This window comes from bacterium (assembly GCA_024224155.1).
Classification (GTDB): Bacteria; Acidobacteriota; Thermoanaerobaculia; order Multivoradales; family JAHEKO01; genus CALZIK01.
Genome location: JAAENP010000571.1, coordinates 1 through 755, shown reverse-complemented (window position 1 = coordinate 755; position 755 = coordinate 1). Strand labels below are relative to the sequence as shown.

The window sequence follows — 755 nt, the reverse complement described above, 5'->3', positions numbered from 1 at the left end:
GTCCGCAGCTTGCACTCGGCGCGGTCGCCAGCGGTCAGGCCGGTGGCGTCGAGGATCGCCTGGCCGGCAGCTCGTACTTCACCCTGGTCGGTGTGGTGGACCTCGAGCTGTCCAAAGTGCCGTTCCGTAATGACCACGCCAAGCCGCACCGCGGTCGCCTTGAGGGCGAGATCGATCATGCGGTGGATCTCCATCGCGGGATGGATTTCGAGGAACAGCGCCGCGTCGTACTCGCTCGGATCGAACACCCGGTTGTCCTTGGCGATGTATTGGGCGAGCTGGGGCTGCATGCTGTCGATGAAGCTGTAGGTGCGGAGCTCGAAGGACATTGGCGGTTCCTCTATTCTTTATCGCCTCAGGTAACGGCGCTCGATTTCGGTGATCTTGTCGACTCGTTTCTCGTGGCGGCCCGAGCCCCAGGGGGTCTCGAGCCAGGTGCGGACGATCTGCTTCGCCAGGCCTTCGCCGATCAGCCCCGAGCCCAGGGTCAGGACGTTGGCGAGGTTGTGCTCGCGGCTGTTCTTGGCCGAAGACAGATCGTAGCAGAGAGCGGCGCGCACACCAGGCACCTTGTTGGCGGTCATGCACGAGCCGATGCCGGCACCGTCGACCACCACCCCCCACCGGCACTCACCCGTAGCCACCCGCCGGGCGACCTCGTGGGCGAAGTCCGGATAATCGACCGAAGAAGTCGATGACGTACCGCAGTCCACCGCGTCGTAGCCCAGCTCGCCGAGGTAGGCGGCCAGTTTCTC

At 64.8% G+C, this 755-nt stretch carries 2 protein-coding genes; both read right to left on the bottom strand.

Annotated features, from left to right (window positions below):
* Positions 1-329, bottom strand: a 329-nt coding sequence (locus tag GY769_26110; GenBank protein MCP4205401.1) for a hypothetical protein, incomplete at its 3' end; no start/stop codon positions are given.
* An 18-nt stretch (positions 330-347) separates the two neighbouring features.
* Positions 348-755: RpiB/LacA/LacB family sugar-phosphate isomerase (locus GY769_26105; protein MCP4205400.1), on the bottom strand; the 408-nt coding region annotated here is incomplete at its 5' end.